The organism is Pseudomonas sp. FW305-20 (genome assembly GCF_058788075.1).
The window spans coordinates 90,480-112,705 of record NZ_JBYTAJ010000001.1 but is presented as its reverse complement, the minus strand read 5'-3'; the positions used below and the strand labels follow the sequence as shown (position 1 = coordinate 112,705).

Annotated in this window: 18 protein-coding genes and 1 pseudogene; 2 read left to right on the top strand and 17 right to left on the bottom strand. The window is 61.0% G+C overall.

Annotated features, from left to right (window positions below; translation table 11 throughout):
• Positions 1–175: 175 nt before the first annotated feature.
• The 6 genes from AC3WP4_RS00580 to oxdA form a co-directional block, all read right to left on the bottom strand.
• Positions 176–1,399 (bottom strand): GTP-binding protein, encoded by a 1,224-nt coding sequence (locus tag AC3WP4_RS00580; RefSeq protein WP_102616568.1) that lies wholly within the window; start codon positions 1,397–1,399, stop codon positions 176–178.
• The gene (gene nthB / locus AC3WP4_RS00575; protein WP_074877475.1) at positions 1,396–2,058 is read right to left on the bottom strand and encodes a nitrile hydratase subunit beta; all 663 of its coding nucleotides are present in this window, start codon (positions 2,056–2,058) and stop codon (positions 1,396–1,398) included. The genes AC3WP4_RS00580 and nthB overlap by 4 nt, the downstream gene beginning before the upstream one ends.
• 41 nt (positions 2,059–2,099) lie before the next feature.
• Positions 2,100–2,699: a nitrile hydratase subunit alpha gene (gene nthA, locus AC3WP4_RS00570; RefSeq protein ID WP_102616567.1), complete on the bottom strand. Its 600-nt coding sequence runs from the start codon at positions 2,697–2,699 to the stop codon at positions 2,100–2,102.
• 93 nt (positions 2,700–2,792) lie between these two features.
• Positions 2,793–4,307 (bottom strand): amidase, encoded by a 1,515-nt coding sequence (locus AC3WP4_RS00565; RefSeq protein WP_102616566.1) that lies wholly within the window; start codon positions 4,305–4,307, stop codon positions 2,793–2,795.
• Between the two features lie 209 nt (positions 4,308–4,516).
• Entirely contained in the window at positions 4,517–5,386 is an 870-nt protein-coding gene (locus tag AC3WP4_RS00560; protein ID WP_076030812.1) for a transporter, read from the bottom strand.
• Positions 5,387–5,514: 128 nt separating this feature from the next.
• Positions 5,515–6,573, bottom strand: coding sequence for an aliphatic aldoxime dehydratase (gene oxdA / locus AC3WP4_RS00555; protein ID WP_102616565.1), 1,059 nt, complete (start codon positions 6,571–6,573; stop codon positions 5,515–5,517).
• A 548-nt stretch (positions 6,574–7,121) separates the two neighbouring features.
• Between oxdA and AC3WP4_RS00550 the strand changes: the two genes are divergently transcribed.
• Complete coding sequence (locus AC3WP4_RS00550) at positions 7,122–8,057, top strand: AraC-like ligand-binding domain-containing protein (protein ID WP_102616564.1); 936 nt, start codon at positions 7,122–7,124, stop codon at positions 8,055–8,057.
• An 81-nt stretch (positions 8,058–8,138) separates the two neighbouring features.
• Here AC3WP4_RS00550 and AC3WP4_RS00545 read toward each other — a convergent pair whose 3' ends face one another.
• From AC3WP4_RS00545 to AC3WP4_RS00495, 11 genes and pseudogenes are all read right to left on the bottom strand, one after another.
• Positions 8,139–8,780: a TetR/AcrR family transcriptional regulator gene (locus tag AC3WP4_RS00545; RefSeq protein ID WP_076030814.1), complete on the bottom strand. Its 642-nt coding sequence runs from the start codon at positions 8,778–8,780 to the stop codon at positions 8,139–8,141.
• A complete protein-coding gene (locus AC3WP4_RS00540; protein ID WP_102616563.1) occupies positions 8,777–10,405 on the bottom strand; it encodes a methyl-accepting chemotaxis protein in 1,629 nt (542 codons plus the stop codon). Before AC3WP4_RS00540 ends, AC3WP4_RS00545 begins: the two co-directional genes overlap by 4 nt.
• Positions 10,406–10,473: 68 nt before the next feature.
• Entirely contained in the window at positions 10,474–11,625 is a 1,152-nt protein-coding gene (locus AC3WP4_RS00535; protein WP_102616562.1) for an acyl-CoA dehydrogenase family protein, read from the bottom strand.
• Between the two features lie 18 nt (positions 11,626–11,643).
• Entirely contained in the window at positions 11,644–12,732 is a 1,089-nt protein-coding gene (locus tag AC3WP4_RS00530; RefSeq protein ID WP_102616561.1) for an enoyl-CoA hydratase/isomerase family protein, read from the bottom strand.
• Positions 12,729–13,625 (bottom strand): 3-hydroxyisobutyrate dehydrogenase, encoded by an 897-nt coding sequence (mmsB, locus tag AC3WP4_RS00525; RefSeq protein WP_102616560.1) that lies wholly within the window; start codon positions 13,623–13,625, stop codon positions 12,729–12,731. The genes AC3WP4_RS00530 and mmsB overlap by 4 nt, the downstream gene beginning before the upstream one ends.
• Positions 13,626–13,650: 25 nt before the next feature.
• Positions 13,651–13,767: pseudogene (locus AC3WP4_RS00520) on the bottom strand (enoyl-CoA hydratase); the annotation flags it as partial.
• Positions 13,768–13,796: 29 nt separating this feature from the next.
• Positions 13,797–15,305, bottom strand: coding sequence for a CoA-acylating methylmalonate-semialdehyde dehydrogenase (locus tag AC3WP4_RS00515; protein ID WP_102616559.1), 1,509 nt, complete (start codon positions 15,303–15,305; stop codon positions 13,797–13,799).
• 102 nt (positions 15,306–15,407) lie between these two features.
• Entirely contained in the window at positions 15,408–17,111 is a 1,704-nt protein-coding gene (locus tag AC3WP4_RS00510; RefSeq protein ID WP_102616558.1) for an AMP-binding protein, read from the bottom strand.
• A gap of 353 nt (positions 17,112–17,464) precedes the next feature.
• Positions 17,465–18,715, bottom strand: coding sequence for an OprD family porin (locus AC3WP4_RS00505; RefSeq protein WP_207250586.1), 1,251 nt, complete (start codon positions 18,713–18,715; stop codon positions 17,465–17,467).
• A 168-nt stretch (positions 18,716–18,883) separates the two neighbouring features.
• Positions 18,884–20,533 carry a cation acetate symporter gene (locus AC3WP4_RS00500; RefSeq protein WP_076030821.1) on the bottom strand — a complete coding sequence of 550 codons (1,650 nt, stop codon included), beginning with the start codon at positions 20,531–20,533 and terminating at the stop codon, positions 18,884–18,886.
• Positions 20,530–20,859: a DUF485 domain-containing protein gene (locus AC3WP4_RS00495; protein ID WP_074877444.1), complete on the bottom strand. Its 330-nt coding sequence runs from the start codon at positions 20,857–20,859 to the stop codon at positions 20,530–20,532. The genes AC3WP4_RS00500 and AC3WP4_RS00495 overlap by 4 nt, the downstream gene beginning before the upstream one ends.
• Before the next feature lie 394 nt (positions 20,860–21,253).
• On the opposite strand from AC3WP4_RS00495, the gene AC3WP4_RS00490 reads away from it, so the two are divergent.
• The gene (locus tag AC3WP4_RS00490; protein ID WP_207250588.1) at positions 21,254–22,204 is read left to right on the top strand and encodes a LysR family transcriptional regulator; all 951 of its coding nucleotides are present in this window, start codon (positions 21,254–21,256) and stop codon (positions 22,202–22,204) included.
• The last annotated feature ends 22 nt before the right edge of the window (positions 22,205–22,226 follow it).

Below are 22,226 nucleotides of genomic sequence, written 5' to 3'. Positions count from 1 at the left end.
CATAGGCGAACCGTCAGCCGCGCGTCGGGTCTGGCCACGGCCGCGGAACCAACGGTATTCACCGCTCTTATGTCTGAGTCAGCGCCTCTCAGTCCGTGAAATTGAAGTCAAAGGTTATAACGAGGCTTGCCGGGCTTCGCTAAAGTGGTGCATTGCCAGGCAGACTGCCGAGCGGTCAGGGCGACAATGCCTTGAGGTCGAAGGATGTTGCGCCTGGCAAGGTTGGCCATGTCTGTGGACCGTCCATGATCTCTTCCGGGGTCAGCAGGCAGGCGTCCAGTTGCCGCTTCAACATATCCAGGTCGAGACCCTGACCGATGAAGACGATTTCCTGCCGGCAATCCCCGGTGATCTCGTCCCATTTGGCCATTATCCCTCCGCGGCGATAGTCATCCTGAGGCCATTGTGATTGCGCGATGAATGTCCACCAGCGCCCGACATAGTCCCAACGAAATTGCCCGCCACTTTGCACCAGCATGCCGATGTCCAGATGCCGACTGGCAACCCAGAAGTAGCCTTTGCAACGCAGTAGTCGCCCGTTTTGCCAGGGCAACTGCAGGAACTCCAGCAGCCGTTGCGGATGGAATGGCGCACGCTCCTGATACACCCAGGAAGCAATTCCATAGGTGTCCGACTCGGGTGGATGCTCGTCACTGGCTTCCAGGCTTTTCATCCAGCCGGGTGACTGCACCAGACTCGGCAAATCAAAGCGGCCAGTGTCGAGGATCTTCGACAGATCGACGGCACCGTGGGTCATGGGCAGGATTTCCGCCTTCGGATTGAGGCCCGCGAGGAGGGCGCTCAGTTCCAGAAAGCCTTTCTCGCCTATCAGGTCCAACCGGCTGACGAGGATGACGTTGGCGTACTCCACCTGTTCGATCAGCAGATCGGACAAGTGGCGTAATGGCGTGCCCGTTTCGTCCTCGCCGCCAACGGTGTCCCGCGAGGCCAACAGCGCCTGGAAGTTGCTACCGTCGACGACGGTGACCAAGGTGTCGAGCCGCGCCAGTTCGCTCAGACTGAAACCTTGCGAGTCGAGGAAGGCGAAGGTCTCGGCGACCGGCATCGGCTCGGAGATTCCGGTGGACTCGATCAGCAGGTAATCGAAGCGCTGCTGACGCGCCAGCAGGCTGATCTGCTCAAGCAGGTCAGCGCGCAGCGTGCAGCAAATGCAACCGTTGCTCATCTCGACCAGTTCATCGCTGCCGCGGTGCAGCGACACATTGCGCGCTACGTCCTCGGCGTCGATGTTGACTTCGCTCATGTCGTTGACGATGACCGCCACCCGCATGCCTGCGCGATTGCGCAGGATGTGGTTGAGCAGGGTCGTCTTGCCGGAGCCGAGGAAGCCTGAAAGGACCGTCACCGGCAGCCGGCCCGACAGGGCCCCGTCAATCATGCGGCCACCGTTTTCGCATCGACGGCCTTGTCCAGGTAGCTTTCGAACAGGTCGACCACCACCAGACCATCATCCGCAGCATCGCCCCACAGATCCTTCACCTGGAATTCAACGTGGTAGGTGGGCTGGTGCGCCGCGCTCAAATCGCCGTGGCCGATGGCATCCGGGAATGGCCATTTTTCCGAGGTGCGGTGTCGGACGATGCCTTCCTTGCCGCGCACATAGGCCGGCATGCGCACGTGGCCGGCCACGTATTCGTCGCGAACCACTACCCGGTCGCCCACTTCAAATGGCGGGCGGCCGGTGATGGCGGGGCGGCCCTTGTCATGGGGAGGATTGGCCAATTTGAAGGTTGAACCCAATGCCAAATCGAGTTCTTCCTGGGTAATGACGCCGGTTTCGACCAGCAACGTGGCCGTGGCGATGACGTAGCGTTCGTAATATTGCGTGCCAACGTGCTGGCGGACATCGAGTCGTTCGACGGCGTGACGTATTTCATCGACGCTGAATTTTTTCAACTGGTCGGCACCGATAAACATCAGGCTGTAAGCCAGGTGCTCCCATTCCTGTTTGAAGACTTGTTTGTAATCCTGGCTATTGATGACATGGGGAACCTTGCCAAAGCCTTGAAAACCACCGAGATCGTGAAAGCCATCCATAATAAAAACCTCCGAAAGTTAGAAGATGAAGAGTCTTTGGGTCAACGTACGCGGGGCAGGGCAACCCCGATCAGCACATCCTTGGTCACCAGTTTCTGAAGCTCTTCTTCACTCATGTGCTCGGAGCCTTCGGGCCTTAAGGGCAGGACCAGGTAGCGGCTTTCTGCGCTGGTGTCCCAGACTTTGACGACCACATCGCTTGGCAACTCTGTGCCCATCTCACGCAGCACGGTGCGTCCTTCACGAACCAGGCGTGCACGGAACTCAAAACCCTTGTACCACTCCGGCGGTAACCCCAGGACCGGCCAGTTGGTGCAGGAGCACAGGCTGCAGACGATGACATTTTTCAGCTGCGGCAAATCCTCCAGGGCCACGATGTATTCGCCTTGCGGGCCGGTGAAACCGAACTGCGCGCACGCTGCAGTACCGTCTCTGAGCAACAGCTCCCGGAACTGTGGATCGACCCAGGCCTTGGCGACTACACGGGCGCCGTTTTCCGGGCTCCATTGGTGCTCCATCAAATCGGTCAGCTGCTCGATATAGCCCTCTGGAATCAGTTCCTTGTCTTTCATAACCTTGAACAAGGCCCACGCCCGCTCGCTGGGCGTCGAAGTGGATGCTGGGGATACAGTGGCGCTCATGGTGTAACTCCTCATCGATTTAATACGGTCAAAAAAGTGAAGAACAGTCCCCGGTTTTTTATTGATGTCCGGGAGGTTTGGGGGGAGGCAGCCTTACAACGTCTTCCAGTCGACATCGGCCTCGAACGCTGCCGCCGCCTGGTAAATCGTGCCTTCGGCATAGTGTTTGCCGACGAACATCAGCCCCACCGGCAGACCGTTCACCAGACCGCACGGGATTGACATGGCCGGATGGCCGGTAATGTCCTGCGGCGCGGTGTTACCGATCATTTCCAGTGCCCGGGCCACGTACTCAGTGATCGAACAATCGGGTTCGGGGTGGGGCTGGGCGATGATCGGCACGGTCGGCATGACCAGCAGGTCGTAGGTCTGCAGTGCCTTGTCGTAACCGGCCCGGGCGAAGCGTGCGATGTTCTGAGCCTTGGCGTAGAAACGACCGTTGTAGCGTTCCAGACCGTACTGGCCGACGAACATGCACAGCTTGAGCGATGCGGATAATGCGTCCGCTTGTTCGCGCCAACCGGCCTGTTTATCCAGCAGACCGACGTCGTAGAGCCCCTTCCAGTTAAAGCCTGCGCCATTGCCATGCATCATCTGCATGGTCAGGCCTTCGCAGCCGATGGGGTGCCACAGCGAACCTGCCAGGTTGTGCTCGGGAACGGAGACCTCTTCGACGCGAGCTCCCAAGGCTTCGAGTCGGGCGATGGCGCCGCGTACCTTGTCGGCAACGCGTGGATCCTGGTTGGCCAGCTGGAAGCCTTCCTGCAGGATGCCGATCCGCAGTCCGCTCACACCTCGCTCCAGATAGTCGCAATAGGCGTCGACTTGAGGGGCGGCCTGACGAGGATCGAGCCCGTCGGCACCGGCCATGACTTCCAGCATCAGCGCATTGTCACGCACGTTGCGGGTGATTGGACCGGCATGGTCGATGGTGGCCTCGATCGCCATGATTCCGGTGTAGGGCACCAGACCGTGGGTCGGCTTCATGCCATAGGTGCCGCAGAACGCTGAAGGGATGCGGATCGAGCCGCCTTGATCGCCGCCAACCGCCAGGTCCACCTCGCCGGCTGCCACCAATGCAGCGCTTCCGGAGGAGGATCCGCCGGCAGCGAAACCGTGCCGGTATGGGTTGTGTACGGGCGCCGGATCAGAGGTGTGGCTGCCACCGGAGAGACAGTAGTGCTCACAAGTCGCCTTGCCCAGGATGGTCGTCCCGGCGTCTAGCAAACGGGTCACCACGGTTGCGTCAAACGACGGTACAAACCCTTCCAGGATTGAGGCTCCGTTCATCATCGGGACGCCAGCCAAGGAGATGTTGTCCTTGAGCGCAACAGTCTTGCCTACAAGCTTGCCCTCACGGGCACCATTTACTTCAGTCCTGTAATACCAGGCGTTGAGCAGGTTTTGCGGGTTAGACGGGCGGTAGCCGGAACTGCGGTCGTAGCGCACCGGTGGGGTGAAATCCGGCAACTCGTCGACCAGGTCATAGGCGTCGAAACTTGGCTGCATAAGTGCCAGGTATTCCGCTGCCTGCTCATGGGTCAGCTGCATATTCAGTCGGCCAGCGATGTCTTGCAGTTGGTCGAGGGTAGGGCGAACAATGGCCATGATTTTCCTATTCTTTTGTCTGTGATCGACAACGGCTCGGTCAGTACGGGAGCGTTCGAAGGTGTTCGCAAAACACCTCGCGCCGGGCACCTGGGGCGACATCAATCAAGTGGGTAACTGGGTTCAAGTTAGGCATCCTTCTCAGCCTTTGCTTGGCTGAGAAGGACAGCCATTTGGTTGAAAAGGACAACCTGCCAAGCGTGGCGCGCTCAGAACACTTTCAAGACGCGCAGGTTCAGGCGTGCGCCTTCCTTGAAGCCTTGTTCGACCTCGATGTCGGTGCCGATCTGGGCTTGAATCTGCAGCGTGGGCTCGATGAAGTGCGTGACGGTAAAACGCCCGTAGGAGGTGGAGACCCCGTCGTGCTGATCGACACCGTTGACGGTGGTCGCCGAGCCGGTGATGTAGCCGCCGCCCACGGCGAAGGTGGTGCTCGGGGTCCAGTTGTAGCGCACGGCGGTCTGGTACTCGTAGCGGGTGTTTTCTTCCAGCTTCGCCCCGGACGGGCCGAAGTCATTGTTGGCCGACACCCAAGAGGCTTCGGCCACCGTGTCCAGCGCCCATTTCGGGGAGAAATGGTGGATGTACGCCGCCTGTAGCGTGGCGCGCCAGCGGTTCTCGCCGAGGTTCAAGGCATCGTTCTTGTCGTAGCTCCCTACCGGAACGTACAGGTAGGGTGCCAAGGCGAAGATGTCCTTGTTCGCGGTGGGCAGCGTCCACTTCAGCGGCGCGGTGATGATCGGGTCGCCGATGCCGCGGGTATCGCCCAAGGCACCGATATCTCCCGAGGCGTTCATCTGGCCGAAAGGCAACAGAATCTGCGGTTCCCATGAGAGGTTTTCTGACAGGCCGATGGCGTGCACATACCGCAGGATGCCGATGTCCGAACTGAGCCTGGCGTCGTCGGATACCTTGTGGCCGTTCTGGTACAGATCCGAGCGGTCGGCGTGCTGGTAGTAGAGCAGCAAGGCGTTGGCGCCGGCCGGCAATGGTTCGAAATCACCGGGAGCTATCTCGATGGCCTGGCTTTTGACAAAGGGCAGCATGCACAGCACGAGTAAAGAGTGACTCAACTTCATGATCGATTTCCTGACAAAAGGACCCCCAACCCCATGCGCTGGGGGGCCAAAAGTTGTTTGGACGCGAGATCTGTGTCAGGGCGGAATTTGGATCAAGTCCGCCCGTGGACGCCGGGTAGCGTCAGACGTCAGGTTTTAGGGATTACCGCGTCACGCAACATGCCCGTCTGCGGGTGGCAGTTGATGTACTCGAACACTTGATCCTTGGCGTCGGATACCGAGACTTCGTGATAGAGGCGTAGCTTCGACAGGCTGGTGGCGACCCGAAAGAAGGTCACGAAGATCCGCAGATGGGTTGGATGGGATTCGGCCCAGCGCTCGAGTTTTTCCAGGGAGCGCCAGTGGCCGATGTTGTAGCTCAGGTTCAGAAGATTGCCGTCCAGGTCGATGTAATTCACGAAGCGATTGCTGTAGCAACCCAGGTCCTTGCCACTGTCGCGAAGGAAATCCATACCCGCCTGCAGCGTCGGCAGAATTTCGTTGAGATAGAGCGATCTTTCTTCTTCGCCGGCATCCGCCCAGTCCTGGCCGGAGCGGATCAGCGCGATATTGTCGTGGCCTTGCACGACCACGCGCCCACCTTTGGCCGGGTCACCTGCGATGACCGTCAGTTCGCCGGAAGGAGCCATCCAGTCGGTCTGGGAAATCGGGAAGCGGTCCCGCATCGATCCCCAGTAACCGTGTTCTTCGATGTCGTCACTGATGGTGTCCATGACGGCACCAAGACCGGGCAACTCATCGCGAAAGCCATACAGCGTCTCGAACTGCTCGGCCCGCGGCGCGACGATCTCCCGAAAGTAACCGAGACCGTCGTTCAGGCGATCCTCTGACGACCACCATTGGCTTACCTCGGGTGTGCGCAGCCAACGGCAATACGCGGCGGGGTCTTTCCAGTACCCGACGATCATCAGGTTGTCGTAACCGCTGTTGTCGGTGTGGTGAGTCAGGTCATGGCTCAGGGGGCCGTCGGGCAAACCCAGGCTCGCGGCGATGTGGCGCATGGCGTGCAGGGCCGCTGCACGCTGGTCCTCCCCGCGGTATTGCACACCCCAATATCCCATCACCACCTGTTCCAGTTGCTCATCGGCGCGCCCAACCCACATGGGGAAGGGGGGCTGGTATTCATCGGGGACGCGACGAGACAACGTCCGCGGGCATTTGAGGTGCTTATCGATCGCAGATTCCATGGGGGGCTCCTTTGTTTTTTTTGGTATGCGGTTATCTGTTCAACGTTTCGAAGGACGAGGCTGTCTGACGGTTGGCGCAACCAGTCGACGCCGCAGCGCCAGTGTCCCCAGCTCTAACAGGTAGGTGGCGAACTCTTCAGGTGCCAAGTCGCGCCTCTGCAAAAGCCAGGATGAATCGGACTGTCGCTGCTGCTCTGGCGGTTGCATGGGACACCTCATCAGTTGTGGTTGAAGGGGCACGGTGTGGGGTAGAAGTTAGGCGGGGACGGCACGGTACGCTTGGCTCGTACGGACAACCGTTTGGCTAGAAAGGACAGGCCCTGAATACAGGATCACGATGAGCTTAATTGGTGCGCGCACTTCGAATGCATGTATCGATAATGGGCAGGAGTCGTCCGTGTGACAGCCCCTTCCCGAGCGCAAGGGTCTGATATTTCAGGCGCACATAACCTTGGCAGTACAAAAGTGGAGTGGCCTGCTATTTGCTAAACAGGGAGCTAACGTTACCGTCACCCTTATTGTTCAGCTGCCGCCGTGAGGTGAATGCCATGAGTCATAGCAATCAGTATTCAACCCTCGCCGTTGCGACTCCACGTCGCTTTGATTACTGGAAAGAAGTGGTATGCCGTCACTGCCTGGCGGCGGACAGCAAACCATTGACGCAGAGCGATTTCGACGGGGCGCTGGAGGTGCACGGCATGGGGCCGCTGGAGATCTGTACGCTGTCCTCGCCACTGCATTTTTGGGAGCGTTCGCCCCAGCATTTGCGCAGTGGTCCTGATGAAGATCTATGGCTGGGTTTCACCCGGCGAGGCTATGGTGAATTGGAGCAGGGAGGGCGCAGGGCAACGCTGGCGGCGGACAATTTGTTTCTTTATGACGCATCCCAGACGTTCCGATTCAGCCTGGGTGGTACCGAAAACCACTTGGTCCGCATTCCGAGACAGTTGCTCAGCCAGCGGTTGCCAGGTATTGCAGGCTGCACAGCCGTGGTACTGGACGATCGCCGTCCAGGGGTGATTCCATTGCGCGAGATGTTGCACCAAGCGGCGAGCATTCCTGCAAGCTTTCAAGACGGGGGGCTTTCCAGCCGCTTCTCCAACACCTTGCTGGATCTTCTGGCGATCAGCCTGGAACTCCAGGACTTGAAGACGACCCATGAGGAGCTGGATCTTTATGGTCGGATCATGAACTACATCCAGCAGAATCTGACCGATCCGGACCTGTCGATCGAGCGCATCGCTCAAGTGCATTATGTGTCCACGCGAACCGTCACGCGCGCTTTCGCCCGTTACCAGAAAACGCCGGTTGCGGAGATCTGGAAAGAGCGCCTGATCGCCAGTCGTGAGGCTATAGAGCGCGGCCAGGTACGCAGCATTTCCCAAGCTGCACTGGATTTCGGATTCTCCGATTTTTCCCATTACAGTCATGCTTTTCGCAAGGCCTTTGGTGTGGCACCTCATACACTCCTGCGCCGAACTTGAGAAAGGCCCCAGGATTCACAAAAAACGCCACTCAATGAGTGGCGTTTTTTGTGCATGAGATTAATGTTCAGCGTCCGGCCATTAGCCCGGCTTTGACGAGAGTTCAGAGCCTGAGGTATGAGTCGCCTGCAACGCACCCTGGAGGGTACTCATCACCATGTCATGCAGCAACTTGCGGCGTACTCCCTTGCTTGCGTGCGGCTCTCCAACCCAGGCTGGCAGTTGGTTGAGGAGGGACACGATGCCGCTCAAGGTGGCGCGCCGGGTGGCATTGGTCGGTTTACCGGTGAGCTGCTCTATAGTTTCCACCAGGTGCTCCTCGTAGCGTCGGCGCAGCGTCAGGATCAAGGCATGCTGTTCGCTGCTCAGGCAATGGAGGTCGTACTCTGCCAGGCGGAAATGCGCCCCCATGCGCTCGTGTAGCAGGAGGTGCGCCTCAAGCAGGCCATGCAGTCGTACCGCCGGTGCGGATTTGCGACGATTCACCAGGCTGGCGCCGTGAAGCAACTGTTCGTAGAGTTCCTCGATCAGCTCGAACAACAGTGCTTCCTTGCTATCGATGTGGTTGTAAATGGAGCCGACATTGATCCCCAGATAAGTGGCGAGGTCGCGCATGCTTACCCGGCTGAAGCCACACCTGGCGAACAGCTCGAGAGCCTTGTGGCGGGTTTCCAGGTAGCGCGAGTGGTGCCCTAGTTCGACAGGTAGCGCCATCCCCTTCATACGCGAAACTGCCCCAACAGCCGATTCAGCTGACCCGCCAGTTGGCCCAGTTCCTGGCTGGCCTCGTTGGACCGGCCTGCTGCCTGGGCATTTTTGTGGGCCAGCGAAGCTGCACGGGTGACATTCTGGTTGATGTCCTCGACCACATGGGACTGCTCCAGGGTGGCGCTGGCGATCGAGGCGTTCAGTTCGGTGAGATTGCGCAGCGCGCTGAGAATCTGGTGCAGGCTTTCACCGGTTCGGCGGGCCTGTTCCACGGTTTGTTGAGCGGCTTGGCTGCTGGTATTGATGACCTTCACCGCCGCTTCCGAGTTGCCCTGCAGGCGCTCGATCATGCCTTGGATCTGTGCGATGGACTGCTGAGTGCGCTGGGCCAGCAGGCGCACTTCGTCTGCTACCACGGCGAAGCCGCGGCCCTGTTCGCCAGCGCGCGCCGCCTCAATGGCGGCATTCAGCGCCAACAGGTTGGTCTGCTCGGCGATGGCGCGAATGACTTCCAGCACACTGCCGATCTGGGTGCTTTCCTGGGCCAGGCTCTGGATCACCTCGACAGCCTGGCCGATGGTCTCGGACAACTGGTCGATCTGGCTCAGGCTGTTGTCAATATTGTGCTGACCCTGGCGTGCCTGCTCATCGGCCTGGCGTACTTCGTTGGCGGCGTGTTCGGCGTTCTTCGCCACTTCCTGCACGGCGTAAGAAACCTCGTGAATGGCGGTGGCCACCAACTCCATCTGCTGGGACTGTTGTTGGCTGTGGCGCTGGCTATCGCTGGCAATCTCAGCGAGTGATTGCGAGGCCTGGTCCAGGCTGCCTGCGGTCTGCATAGACTGGCCGATCACAGTGCGTAGCTTGTTGGTGAACACGTTGAAGTGGACGTTGAGGGCAGTGAGCTCGTCGCGCCACTGGCTGTCCAGGTTGCGGGTCAGGTCGGCATCGCCGCTGGCGATGTTCTGCATGGCATCGACCGCTTGCGCCAGTGGCGAGGCGATGCTGCGGGCAATCAGCAGGATCAGCGCGCTGAGCAGCAGCGTGATCATTATCAGGATGACGAAGGTGTGTACCAGCTGGCGGCGGAACTCGACTTGCACGTCGTCAATGTAGATACCCGAGCCGACGATCCAGCCCCAGGGCTTGAACAGTTCGACGTAGGAAACCTTCTCCACTGGCGCGTCGGAACCCGGCTTGGGCCAGCGGTAACTCACCAGGCCTGAGCCGTCGCGTTTTGCCACGGCAACCATTTCGTCGAAGAGCGCCTTGCCATCAGGGTCGAGGGTGCCAGCCATGCGCTTGCCTTCAAGCTTGGCATTGGGATGCAGGATCATGCGCGTGTCGAGGTCTTCGAGCCAGAAGTAGTCCCCGTGGTCATAGCGCAGATCGCGTATGACCGCGATAGCCTGCTGCTGCGCCTGTTCCCGACTGAGCCCGTGTTCTTCCAGGTTTTGGAAGTGGCGCAGGATCCCGCTGGCCGTCTCGACCACGTGACGGGTTTTCAGCGCCTTGGCTGCATACAAGTTGTCATAGCTCTGCTTGAGCATCATGCCGGCAAGAATCAGCAGCATCAGGATGGACGTCAGCAGGATCAACCACAGTCGGCGGTTGATGGGAATATTGCGCAAGCGGGGCATGGGCAACTCCACAAGGAGGGGCAGAAAAGAGGGCGTCCGGACGCGGCAGGCGCATCCGGACGGGGGACTCAGAGCGCGTAGTGGGCCAGCTCGCGGGCGATCAACAGGCGTTGGACCTCGCTGGTGCCTTCGTAGATCTGGGTGATGCGTGCATCGCGGTAGTAACGCTCAACCGGATAATCCTCCAGGTAGCCGTAGCCGCCATGGATCTGCATGGCGCTGGAACACACGCGCTCGGCCATTTCCGAGGCGAACAGCTTGGCCTGCGAGGCTTCTGATAGACACGGTTGCCCGGCGCTTTTCAGGCGTGCGGCATGCAGCACCAGCAGTCGGGTGGCATTGAGCCGGGTGTGCATATCGGCGAGCAAGTTGGATACGCTTTGGTGTTCAATGATCGGCTTGCCGAATTGGACGCGTTCGCGGGCATACCCCAGCGCGGCTTCGAAAGCGGCGCGGGCGATGCCCAAGGCCTGGGCGGCGATACCAATGCGGCCACCTTCCAGGTTGGACAGGGCAATGGCCAGGCCCTTGCCGCGTTCGCCCAGCAGGTTAGCCTCGGGGATCATGCAATTGTCCAGGGTCACTGCGCAGGTATCCGAGGCCTTGATCCCCATTTTGTGCTCACGGCGGTCGACCACGAAACCAGGGTTGTCGGTCGGTACCAGGAAGGCCGACAGCCCCTTCTTGCCCTGTTCCGGATCGGTGACGGCGAAAACGATGGCCAGCTTGGCGCGCTCGCCGTTACTGACGAACTGCTTGGCACCGTTGAGCACCCACTGCCCATCATGCAGCTCGGCGCGGGTGCGCAGGTTGTGTGCTTCGGTGCCGGCCTGAGGCTCGGTCAAGCAGAAGCAGCCTATGGCCTGGCCGCTGGCCAGAAGCGGCAACCAGTCGTCTTGCTGAGTCGGGCTGCCATATTTCAGCAGGGGGCCGCAGCCCACTGAATTGTGGATACTCATCAATGCGCCGAGGGCACCGTCGCCGGCCGAGATTTCCTCCACGGCCAGGGCGTAGGCCACATAGTCGGTGTAACTGCCACCCCAAGTGTCCGGCACTACCATGCCCAGCAGGCCCAGTTCACCCATCTGCGCCACCACGGCGTCATCGATCCAGCCGGCCTTCTCCCAGGCTTGGGCATGCGGGCCGACTTCGCTGCGGGCAAAGTCGCGCGCCATGTCGCGGATCATGCGTTGTTCTTCGGTCAATTCGATATCGTGCATTGCGGTGTCTCCTGCCGATCAGGCGGTGCGAAGAGGGTTTGCAGAGGCCGGGCGGAAGCCGCTGAAAAAGGATTGCACCCGCGGTGGTGCCAGTTCCGCCAGGGTTGGCGGGTTCCAGCGCGGGGTTTTGTCCTTGTCGATGATCAACGCGCGCACGCCCTCGATCAGGTCACCTTTGTCAAACCACTGATAGTCCAGGTGCAACTCCAGGGCAAAGCAATCGGCCAGGCTCAGGTAACGGCCGCGACGCAGCAATTCCAGGGTCACGGCCATCGCCAGTGGCGAACGGCTGTCGAGCAGTTTGGCCGTCTGCTCGGCCCAGTCGCGCAGCTCGGGACGTTGCTCGCGCTGCAGGGCGGTGAGAATGGCCGGCACATCGGGCAGGGAAAAATATTCATCGATCACCTGGCGATAGGCCTTGAGTTCCGATCCCGCAATACGTTCGGTGGACATGCGGGCGAGCAGGTTTTGCAGGTCTTCGTCGGGCGCACCGGTCCAGTTCAATTGATCCAGGGCGGCATCCAGTTCGGCCAGTTGTTCACTGGGCAGGCAGTAGTCAGCCAAGTTGGCATAGAGGGCATCGGCGGCACGTACCTGGCAACCTGTGACCCCCAGATAGATACCCAGCTCACCCGGAAGGCGCGGCAGGAAATAGCTGCCGCCGACATCGGGGAAAAAGCCGATGCCGACTTCCGGCATGCCCATCCGCGTGCGCTCGGTGATCACCCGTAACGAGGCGGCCTGGGCCAGGCCCATGCCGCCGCCGAGGACGAAACCATCGAGCAGCGCCAGCACCGGTTTGGAATAGCCGTGCAGGTACTCATCCAGGGCGTACTCTTCCTCGAGAAACAGCTCGTGCAGGTTGTCGCCGGCCTTGTGACTGTCGTACAGCATGCGGATGTCGCCACCCGCACAGAAGGCTTTTTCCCCGGCGCCACGAAGGGTCACGGCGACGATCTCCGGGTCCTGTTCCCAGACCCACAGGTACCGGCACAACAGTGTCACCATGGGCAGGTCCAGGGTGTTCAACGCACTTGGTCGATTCAGCGTCAGGTGCCCGATGCGGTTGCGCACACTGGCCAGCACCGGGGCTTGCTGCTCGCTCATGCTTTTGCTTCCCCACGGAACAGTTTGATGATGGCGGAGAAGTCCAGGCCGCCATTACCTTGCAGGCTGAAGGTCTGGTACAGCTGCTGGGCGGCAGCACCGAGCACCACCGGCTGACGCACATGTTTTGCTGCTTCGGTGGCGAGGCCGAGATCCTTGAGCATCAGGGCGGTACCAAAGCCGCCACTGTAACCACGCGAGGCCGGAGCGTTTTCCAGCACGCCCGGGAACGGATTGTTGATCTCCGAGCTCCAGCACCGACCGGTGGAGGTGCCGATGACACCGGCCAGCACCTTGGCGTCCATGCCCAGGGCCACACCCAGGGCCATGGCCTCGGCGACGCCAACCATGGAGATGCCGAGCAGCATGTTGTTGGCGATCTTGGCCACTTGGCCGTTACCTGCTGCGCCGCAGTGCACGATGTTCCTGCCCATGGCCGAGAGGATTGGCAGGGCCTGGTCGAATACGCTGACCGGGCCGCCGACCATAAAGGTCAGGGTGCCTGCCGTCGCGCCACCGGTGCCGCCGGATACCGGCGCGTCGAGCATCGGGTTGCCTTGGGCAAGGGCGAATTTGGCCACCTCGCGGGCACTGAGCGGGTCAATGGTTGAACTGTCGATCAACAGCACGCCCTGGCCAATATTGGCCAACAGGCCGTCCTTGCCGCGATAGACCTGCTTCACATGGTCGGCGGTCGGCAACATGGTGATGATCACCTCAACCTTGGCTTTGGCCACGGCGGCGGGTGAGTCAGCGGCGCTGGCACCGGCCTCCACCAGGGTCGCGACCGCCTGCGGGAAAGGATCGAAGACGGTCAGGCTGTGTCCAGCCTTGAGCAGGTTGCGGGCCATTGGGCCGCCCATGTTGCCGAGGCCGAGAAATCCGATATGCATGATGACTACCTTTTGCGAGTGGGGATCAGCGGTGCAGGAAATTCGGCACGCGCTTGTCGACGAAGGCTTGCATGCCTTCCTTTTGGTCGTGGCTGGCAAATAGCGAATGGAACAGCCGCCGCTCGAAACGTACGCCCTGACTGGCCGGCGCCGGGCGCCGGCCAGCAAAGGTCATTTCAGGGTGATGGTGGTGTTGACCGCACCGCTGGTGTCGTCTTCGTCGAACCAGCGCTGGGTGACCGTCTTGGTCTGGGTGTAGAAGGTCACCACTTGTTTGCCGTAGGGGCCCAGGTCACCGAGTTTGGAGGCGCGCGAACCGGAGAACGAGAACAGCGGGACCGGTACCGGGATCGGCACGTTGATGCCTACCTGGCCGACGTCGATTTCTTCCTGGAAGTGACGGGCCGCAGCGCCGGAGCGGGTGAACAGGGCGGTACCGTTGCCATTCGGGTTGGCGTTGATGATCTCGATCGCCTCGCTCAGGTTGGCGGCATGCATGACGCACAGCACCGGGCCGAAGATTTCTTCGCGGTACACGGACATTTGTGCCGTGACGCCGGAGAAGATGGTCGGGCCGACGAAGTTGCCGTCCTGGTAGCCAGGCACACTCGGGTTGCGCCCATCCAATTCGAGCTTGGCGCCTTCTTCGATGCCGCTGGCGATCAGGCTGTTGACGCGATCCAGAGCCGCGCAGGAGATCACCGGGCCGATGTCGGTGCCAGGTTCGGTGCCGCCATTGATCTTGAGGGTTTTGGTCCGCTCGATCAGGTCCGGCAACCAGGTCTGCGCTTCACCCACCAGAATGACCACCGGCAGGGCCATGCAGCGCTGACCGGCGGCGCCGAAGGAGGCGCCCAGCAGGTTGTTCAACGTCTGCTGTTTGTTGGCATCGGGCAGGACGATGGCGTGGTTCTTCGCGCCCATCATGCACTGTGCACGCTTGCCATTCTGGGTCGCGCGGTTATAGACGTGGGTGCCGACCTTGGTCGAACCAACGAAGGACACGGCTTTGATGTCCGGGTGGTCACAGATCAGGTTCACCGCGTCGACGCCACCGTGGATGACGTTAAGCACACCCTTGGGTACACCGGCCTCCAGCGCCAGTTCGACCAGGCGCATGGTCACCAGCGGGTCTTGCTCGGACGGCTTGAGGATGAAGGTGTTGCCGGTGGCGATGGCCATCGGGAACATCCACAGCGGGATCATCGCCGGGAAGTTGAACGGGGTGATGCCGGCACACACGCCCAGCGGCTGCATCAAGGTGTAGGTGTCGACGCCATTGGCCACGTTGTTGGCCAACTCACCCATCTGCAGATTGCCGATGGAGGCGGCGTGCTCGACCACCTCCAGGCCGCGGAACACATCACCTTCGGCATCCGGCAGGGTTTTGCCCTGTTCAGCGGTGAGCAGAGCGGCCAGTTCCTTGATGTTCTCGCGGATCAGTTGCTGGTATTTGAAGAAGATCCGGGAGCGGGCGCCGATCGGAGTCTTGCGCCAGGTCTTGAAGGCTTCCTTGGCGCTGGCCACGGCGGCGTCCATTTCCTCGGCGGTGGCGAAGGGCACGCGGGCCAGGACTTCCTGGGTAGCCGGGTTGATCACGTCGCGCCATTGGGTGCTGCGCGATTCGACGAATTCGCCGTTGATGAGAAGCTTGACGCTAGGAATGCTGGAGGAGGTCATTTTCGGGTCCTGTCTACTTTCTTTGAGTCGAGTGAGGCCCCTCGGCCTGATTGGCCGAGCGGTCGCGTTTGAATTCAGGAGGGCCGGCGTACCGGCCCGGGTTCAGCCCTTGAGGTGAGGGAAGTCTTCTTCGAAGTACTCTTGCGCGCCGCGTGCATCGCTCTGGCGGCGCTGCACTTCCATTTGCCGCAATTCCACCCGACGAATCTTCCCTGAGATGGTCTTGGGCAGTTCGCTGACGAATTCGATACGCCGCACCCGCTTGTAGGGCGCCAGGTGCTCGCGAGCGAAGGCGAGGATGTTGCCGGCCAGTTCAGCACTGCCGGGTTCGTCATGGGCCAGGATCAGGAACGCCTTGGGCACGGCCAGGCGTAGCGGGTCCGGGCTTGGCACCACGGCCACTTCCATCACCGCCGGGTGCTCGATCAGTGCGCTTTCCAGCTCGAAGGGACTGATGCGGTAGTCGGAGGCTTTGAACACATCGTCGGCACGGCCGACGAAGGTGATGTAGCCCTCTTCATCGATCTGTGCGGTATCGCCGGTGCGGTAGTAACCGTCGCGCATTACTTCTGCGGTTTTTTCCGGGCTGTCCTCGTAGCACAACATCAGACCGAGTGGTCGTACATCCAGCGGCAGCGCTACTTCACCCTCATTGCCGGGTATGCCATCGGGGTCAAGCATGGTCACTCGGTAGCCCGGCAACGGACGGCCCATGGAGCCGGGTTTGAGCAGTTGGCCGGGTGTGTTGCCGACCAGGGCGGTGGTTTCCGACTGGCCGAAGCCGTCGCGCAGTGGCAAGTCCCAGGCATGCAGGATCTGCTCGATGATCTCCGGGTTCAGTGGCTCACCGGCACCCACCAGTTCGCGAAGGTTCAGGCGCTCCTTGTAACTGGCCAGATCCTCCTGAATCAGCATGCGCCACACGGTGGGCGGGGCGCACAGGCTGGTGACGCCGTAGCGCTCCAGCGCGCCGAGCAGAGCCGTGGCGCTGAAGCGCGCGACATTGTGGATGAAGATGCAGGCGCCGGCGTTCCATGGTGCGAAGAGGCAGCTCCACGCATGTTTGGCCCAGCCCGGTGACGAGATGTTCAAGTGCAGGTCACCCGGCTGCAGGCCGATCCAGTACATGGTTGACAGGTGGCCGACCGGGTAGCTCTGGTGACTGTGCAGCACCATCTTTGGCTTGGAGGTAGTGCCAGAGGTGAAGTACAGCAGCATCGGGTCGGTGGCTAGCGTGCGGTCCTCGACGTCGAACTGCTCGGAATACTCGCTGGCGGCACTGTGCGGGGTCCAGCCGGCGGGGGCCGGGCCGACGCAGATGCGGCTGCAGCCTTCTCCCAGGCCGACGAACTTGTCGACATGGGCGCTGCCGACCACCAGGTGACGAACCTGGCCGCGCTCGATGCGGTCGCCCAGGTCATCGGGGGTCAGCAGGGCGGTGGCGGGAATGACCACGGCGCCGATTTTGAAGGCGGCCAGCATGGTTTCCCACAAGGCGACATCATTGCCGAGCATTAGCAGGATGCGCTCGCCGCGGCGCACGCCGAGGGCACGCAAGTGGTTGGCCACCTGGTTAGAGCGCGAGGCCAGTTGCTGGAAGCTGTAGCGCTGTTCGCTGCCGTCTTCTTCGACGATCCACAAGGCGTTGGCGTGATTGTCCTCGGCCATGGCATCGAAGTAATCCAGTGCCCAGTTGAACTCGTTCAGTTGCGGCCAGCGGAAGTCACGCACGGCAGTGGCGTAGTCGGTACGGTGGGCCAGCAGGAAGTCTCGAGCGGCGAGGAACGGTTGGCAGTTGCTGTTCATTGGAGTCTCCATCGATCGTGGTGACGATCGGCGCGGGTACAGGTACGGGATGGTCAGGCGGCGAGGGGGGCTTCGCTGCGGGCAGCAATGCGTACTAGACGCATGCAGGTACCTGAGAGCGGGGAGACGGCGGCAAGCATGGATGTCTTCACGGTGTATGCCCTTGTTTGTTTTTGTTGGGTCTGGCGCGGTTCATGACCAGGCGCTTGAGCCCAGTATATGCATGCAAAAATCAATTAAAAATGCTCATAAAAACCGGTGCGTTGTGCAAAAAAATCATAGAGGTGGCGCGTTGGATGGAGGGCCACTCGCACTCTCAGGCGATGCGAGCGGCCCCCGTCTCGCGGGGGGATTTACCAGAGCGCCAGGGTATAACTGACGATCAACCGGTTTTCATCCAGGTCGCTGCCGAAGTGGGTCGAGCGCACCGTCGCATTGCGCCACTTCACGCCGACATTCTTCAGCGGCCCGCTTTGCACGACATAACCAATGTCGGTATCACGTTCCCATTCCTTGCCTTCCGGGCGGTTGCCGCCCAGATCGATGTTGTCACCGGTGAGGTAGCGGGTCATGAAGGTAAGGCCCGGAATGCCGATGGCCGCAAAGTTGTAGTCGTAGCGCGCCTGCCAGGACTGTTCGTCCTTGCTGGCGAAGTCGCCGATCTGCACGAAGTTCACCAGGAAGGCATCGGTGCCGTTGACGTAGGCGTAGCCGGTGTCGCCGCTCATGCCTTGATAACCCAGGCCCAACGCATGCCCGCCGAGGTTGTAGGTGAACATCGCGCCGATGGCGTTGTTATCGACATTGCTGCCGCCATCGTCCGTGGAGCGGGCGAAGCGCAGATCCGTCTTCAGCGACTGGCCGGTGGTGACTGGCAAGACGTAGGTCAGGTTGACCAGGTGCTGACTGTAGAAGTTGTCGAGGTGGCCGTAGCTGTAGCCGGTGGCGAGGTTGCTGGTCCATTTGTAGTTCAGGCTGGCGAAATCGAAGCTGTCGCTGTCGAGATGACGCGTGGTGATGCCTTTGGCGCCGGTGCGGGTGATGCCCATGTCCTCGTAGTCCGAGGAGTCGCGCTGATTGACTTGCGTCAGTCGCCCGGCATCCACGGTCAGGCCTTCGAGTTCCAGCGACGTCAACTGACCGCCCTTGAAGGTTTGTGGCAACAGCCGTGAATCGTTGGCCAGTACCGTCGGCAGTTTCGGCAGCAGCGTGCCCAGTTTCAGCGTGCTTTTCGAGGCACGCACTTTGGCGGTCAGGCCCAGTTCGCCGTACTCGTCCTGCGCCCCTTTGCTCGTGTCACGGTGGCGTTTAAGCAGGCCGGAACCTGCGCGATCAGGGCTGGAATCGAGCTTGACGCCGAGCAGGCCGATGGCATCGAAGCCGACACCGATCAACCCGTCGGTGTATCCCGATTCGTAGCGCAGCAGGAACCCCTGGGCCCATTCCTCTTGTTTGGATTGGGCGGCGTTGGTCTGACGATAATCTCGGTTGAAGTAAAAGTTGCGCAGTTCCAGGCTGGCTTTGCTGTCTGCGAGGAAGTCCGCGTGGACCTGGGTGGCAACGCTGCTGCTTGCCAGGAGCAGGGTAAAAAGGGTGGGTTTCATTGCATGCCTCTTGTTGTTATAAGCAAGCCTTTCCCGCACTGGCCGGGGCCGGTGGAGGGAAGACTCGTTGGAGGTGCCCTGCGCCGGGCGGCGCAGGACGGGAGTAAAAAAGCGCGACGCTAAGGGGCGAACTCGCGCTCGGGGCATAGACCCCGGGAAGCTGCAGCGTTAGTGACTGCTGGCCATAGCAGCGCCCAGGCCAGTCTGGGCGCGGACGAACTGATCGGCATAGGCAGCGCGCTCGCGGTCGGCACGCTCGCTACGGTCCAGTTTGGACGCCACCACGATGACCAGGAAGGCCAAAGGCATGGAGAACAGCGCCGGCTGGTCGTAGGGGAAGATTGCCTGGGCATGGCCCAATACGCCGACCCATACCGACGGAGAGCCGATGACCAGGGCCAGGGCGCTGATCAGGCCAGTCATACCGCCATAGAGGGCGCCACGGGTGGTCAGGCCACCCCAGTACATGGCCATGATCAATACCGGGAAATTCGCCGAGGCCGCTATGCCAAACGTCAGGCCGACCAGGAAGGCGATGTTCTGGCCCTCGAACAGAATGCCGAGGGAAATCGCGACGATACCGAGACCGACAGTGGCGATGCGCGACACACGCATTTCCTGCTTCTCGTCGGCCTGGCCCTTCTTCAGTACCGATGCATAAAGGTCGTGAGAGATGGCCGAGGCGCCGGCCAGGGCCAGGCCGGCCACCACTGCAAGAATGGTGGCGAAGGCCACGGCGGAGAGGAATCCTAGAAACAGGTTGCCGCCCACCGCTTTAGCCAGATGCATGGCAACCATGTTGCCGCCGCCGATCATGGTGCCGCCGAGCTTGCCGTCGACATAGTACTGCGGGTCTGTGCCGACGATGACGATGGCGGTGTAGCCCAGGATGCAGACCACCAGAAAGAAGAAGCCGATGAACACCGTGGCGAATAGCACCGATTTGCGCGCCTCCTTGGCGTTGGGCACGGTGAAGAAGCGCATCAGAATGTGCGGCAGGCCGGCGATGCCGAAGACCAGTCCGAGGGACAGGGACACCGCGTTGATCGGGTCGGCCAGCAAGGTGCCCGGGCCCATAATCTGCACGCCGCTGGCATGCACCGCCACGGCTTGGGCAGCCAGCGTCTCGAAGCTGAAGCCGAAACGGCTCAGGGCCATCAGCATCAGGGTCGTGCCGCCCGCCAGCAGCAGGACCGCCTTGGTGATCTGCACCCATGTGGTGGCGAGCATGCCGCCGAAGATCACGTAGACCAGCATCAGCAGGCCGACCACCACCACCGCCGTGCGATAGTCGAGGCCGAACAGCAGCTTGATCAACTGGCCAGCACCGACCATCTGCACCACCAGGTAGCAACACACCACCGTCAGCGAACCAAGGGCGGCAAAGCTGCGCACGCGAGTTTGATCCAGGCGGAAGGAGACGATGTCGGCGAATGTATAGCGGCCCAGGTTGCGCAGGCGCTCGGCCATCAGGAAGGTGACGATGGGCCAGCCGACGAAGAAGCCAATGATATAGATGAAGCCGTCATAGCCCTTGGCGAACACCAGGCTCGAGAGGCCCAGCAAAGTGGCCGCCGACATGTAGTCACCGGCGATCGCCAGGCCATTCTGAAAGCCCGTGATACCGCCGCCGGCACTGTAGAAGTCAGCAGCGGAGCGCGTGCGACGGGACGCCCACCAAGTGATCAGCAAAGTGGCGAGGACGAAGATGAAGAACATGCCGATGGCATGCACATTGAGCGGTTGCTTCTCTGCGGTGATGGGTGCGGCGTTGGCCAGCAGGGGACTGAGGGCGAGAAGGGCGAGTAGGCGTTTCATGCGCGGGTCTCCTGGAGGATCTGCGCGCTGAGCGCGTCGAAACGTGTGTTGGCGGTGTTCACGTACCAGGCGGTAAGCAGCCAGGACAGCAGGATAATTGCCACGCCGATTGGCATGCCGAGGCTGAGATGACTGCCGTCGTACAGCGGCAGGTGCAGCCAGGCAGGTGCGAAGGCCACTACCATGATGAAGCTGTAATAGACAGCGAGGACCGCGGCGCTCAGTGACCAGGCCAGCAGTGCGCGCTGGCGGGTGAGTCGCTGGAACTTGGGATTGGCCCTGACCTGGGCGCAGGTCTGGGCGTGGTTCGGATGGTCAGTCGTCATGATGAGGCTCCGCTTTTAATTGTTGTTGTATGTCGCCTTTTGAGAGGCGTACGGGTACCCGGGCGACGTCCCGAAGCGGAGCGTCACCTGAATGCTGCTGGAGTCGTATCTGCCCTGGCGATCTTCCGGAGGCGAGGGTTGAAATGGCAGGTGTGGCGCCGAAAAGAAACCCGCCGTATTAGCCCTCGGCGGGCGCGATGGTGGCAGTGATTGCGCGGTCGCGCAGCCGCCTGTTTTCGGCTTGAAAGCAGTGTTTTTTACCCTGCATTCATGCCGTTAGCCCTGGTTGAAATCGGGGCCTTTCCGGTTGAGAAACGATGCTGGTCAAACCAGGCTGAATGCGAGTATATGTTGGCTAATTTCCAATATGTATTGGCAGAAAAGCCTGATGAATATGCAAAAAAGCACAACGCAAAGTCACGTGAATTGGGACGATATGCGTTTCTTTCTCGAGGTCGCCCGGGCACGCACCGCGAGTGGCGCGGCGCGCCGTTTGGGGGTGGACTACACCACGGTGTCGCGGCGCATCCGCGCTCTTGAGCAAAGCCTTGGTGCGCTGCTTTTCGAGAAGTCCCGAGCGTCGGGCTTCGTCATGACCATCGAGGGGCAGCGCCTGGTCAGTCACGCCGAAACTCTGGAAAGTACGCTGCTGGCAGCCTGCGAGCAGGTTTCCGGAACCACCGGGGGGCTCGCCGGGCACCTGCGTATTGGCTGTACCGAAGCTTTCGGCTCCTGTTTCGTCACCACGCAGATGAGCCATTTCATCATCCACTATCCGCATATCTCCGTGGACATCCTGCCGGTCCCGCACTTCGTCAACCTGTCACGGCGTGAGGCAGACATCGCCATCACTCTGGAGCGGCCTGAGCGCGGTCCGTACGTGTGCTCGCGGCTGTGCGACTACCGTCTGCGTCTGTATGCGACACCGGAGTACCTGGCCAATCATTCGCCGATTGCCAGTCGCGAGGACCTGGCCGGTCACCCATTCGTGACCTATGTCGAGGATCTGGCCTTCAGCTTCAAGTTGCTCTACCTGAACGACCTGCTGCCCGGCGCGCACAGCCGCCTGCGCAGCACCAGCGTAGTTTCCCAGTACCATGCGGCGTTGGAAGGGCGCGCGCTGGCCATCCTGCCCTGCTTCCTCGCCGGTCCCGACCCGCGCCTGTGCGAAGTGCTACCGGATCAGGTGGAGGTCACTCGACAGTTCTGGATGTACTACAGCGAGGACCTGCGCAAGCTCAAGCGGATCACCTTGGTAGCCGACTATTTGCGCGCCTGTGCGGATCTCAATCGCCCGCTGCTGATGGGCGAGTCGCAAGCGATGGCCTACTTGCCATCGCCCTGAGGTTGCTACTCTGATCAGCGGT

Excerpts from the sequence above, each read along its gene's own strand:
- mmsB (WP_102616560.1), bottom strand. The coding sequence starts at position 13,625 with ATGCATATCGGATTTCTCGGCCTCGGCAACATGGGCGGCCCAATGGCC.
- AC3WP4_RS00500 (WP_076030821.1), bottom strand. The coding sequence starts at position 20,533 with ATGAAACGCCTACTCGCCCTTCTCGCCCTCAGTCCCCTGCTGGCCAAC.
- AC3WP4_RS00495 (WP_074877444.1), bottom strand. The coding sequence starts at position 20,859 with ATGACGACTGACCATCCGAACCACGCCCAGACCTGCGCCCAGGTCAGG.
- AC3WP4_RS00510 (WP_102616558.1), bottom strand. The coding sequence starts at position 17,111 with ATGAACAGCAACTGCCAACCGTTCCTCGCCGCTCGAGACTTCCTGCTG.
- AC3WP4_RS00540 (WP_102616563.1), bottom strand. The coding sequence starts at position 10,405 with ATGCCCCGCTTGCGCAATATTCCCATCAACCGCCGACTGTGGTTGATC.
- AC3WP4_RS00565 (WP_102616566.1), bottom strand. The coding sequence starts at position 4,307 with ATGGCCATTGTTCGCCCTACCCTCGACCAACTGCAAGACATCGCTGGC.
- nthA (WP_102616567.1), bottom strand. The coding sequence starts at position 2,699 with ATGAGCGCCACTGTATCCCCAGCATCCACTTCGACGCCCAGCGAGCGG.
- nthB (WP_074877475.1), bottom strand. The coding sequence starts at position 2,058 with ATGGATGGCTTTCACGATCTCGGTGGTTTTCAAGGCTTTGGCAAGGTT.
- AC3WP4_RS00505 (WP_207250586.1), bottom strand. The coding sequence starts at position 18,715 with ATGAAACCCACCCTTTTTACCCTGCTCCTGGCAAGCAGCAGCGTTGCC.
- AC3WP4_RS00530 (WP_102616561.1), bottom strand. The coding sequence starts at position 12,732 with ATGAGCGAGCAGCAAGCCCCGGTGCTGGCCAGTGTGCGCAACCGCATC.
- AC3WP4_RS00545 (WP_076030814.1), bottom strand. The coding sequence starts at position 8,780 with ATGAAGGGGATGGCGCTACCTGTCGAACTAGGGCACCACTCGCGCTAC.
- AC3WP4_RS00560 (WP_076030812.1), bottom strand. The coding sequence starts at position 5,386 with ATGAAGTTGAGTCACTCTTTACTCGTGCTGTGCATGCTGCCCTTTGTC.
- oxdA (WP_102616565.1), bottom strand. The coding sequence starts at position 6,573 with ATGGAATCTGCGATCGATAAGCACCTCAAATGCCCGCGGACGTTGTCT.
- AC3WP4_RS00550 (WP_102616564.1), top strand. The coding sequence starts at position 7,122 with ATGAGTCATAGCAATCAGTATTCAACCCTCGCCGTTGCGACTCCACGT.
- AC3WP4_RS00580 (WP_102616568.1), bottom strand. The coding sequence starts at position 1,399 with ATGATTGACGGGGCCCTGTCGGGCCGGCTGCCGGTGACGGTCCTTTCA.
- AC3WP4_RS00490 (WP_207250588.1), top strand. The coding sequence starts at position 21,254 with ATGCAAAAAAGCACAACGCAAAGTCACGTGAATTGGGACGATATGCGT.
- AC3WP4_RS00535 (WP_102616562.1), bottom strand. The coding sequence starts at position 11,625 with ATGCACGATATCGAATTGACCGAAGAACAACGCATGATCCGCGACATG.
- AC3WP4_RS00515 (WP_102616559.1), bottom strand. The coding sequence starts at position 15,305 with ATGACCTCCTCCAGCATTCCTAGCGTCAAGCTTCTCATCAACGGCGAA.